At 47.2% G+C, this 619-nt stretch carries 1 protein-coding gene; it reads right to left on the bottom strand.

The window, feature by feature from the left end; translation table 11 throughout:
• Positions 1 to 619, bottom strand: a 619-nt coding sequence (locus tag R7Q09_RS26680) for a helix-hairpin-helix domain-containing protein (RefSeq protein ID WP_318144013.1), incomplete at both ends; no start/stop codon positions are given.

Here is a 619-nt window from a genome sequence, read left to right as displayed (position 1 = left end):
GTCCAAGTTGAGATAGTGTACCCGTTAGCACGACAGTTTTACCTTCTAGTGGCAGTTCTGCGCCTTGCTCAGGTGCACTAATTTCTGGCCAGTGGATACCTTGCACAAGGAGATCTTGAACAACGGCTTGGTTTTGCTCTTCTTCAAAGAAAGTCGTAATGTGCTTCGCAACTACCACACCAATATCTTGAACAGCAATAAGTTGTTCTTCCGTTGCAGCTTGAATCGCTTCCAGTGATTTAAAGTGTTGAGCTAGGTTTGCCGCCGTTGCCTCGCCCACTTCTCGAATACCTAACGAGTATAAGAAACGTGGCAAGGTTGTTAACTTCGATTTTTCTAACGCATTAACAATGTTTTGAGCAGATTTTGGCCCCATGCGCTCCAATACGGTTAATACGCCAGCCGAAAGCTTGAACAGATCGGCAGGGGTTTCTACCATTTCACGATCGACCAATTGCTCGATAACTTTGTCACCTAAACCATCAACATCCAACGCTTTACGTGAGACGAAGTGCTTGAGCGCTTGCTTACGTTGAGCTTGACAGACCAAACCGCCAGTACATCGAGTCACCGCCTCCCCTTCGATACGCTCTACGTGCGAACCACAAACAGGACACTG

The organism is Vibrio sp. 2130-1, from assembly GCF_033339515.1.
The sequence above is the reverse complement of the archived record's forward strand: the minus strand, read 5'-3'. Positions and strand labels throughout refer to the sequence as shown.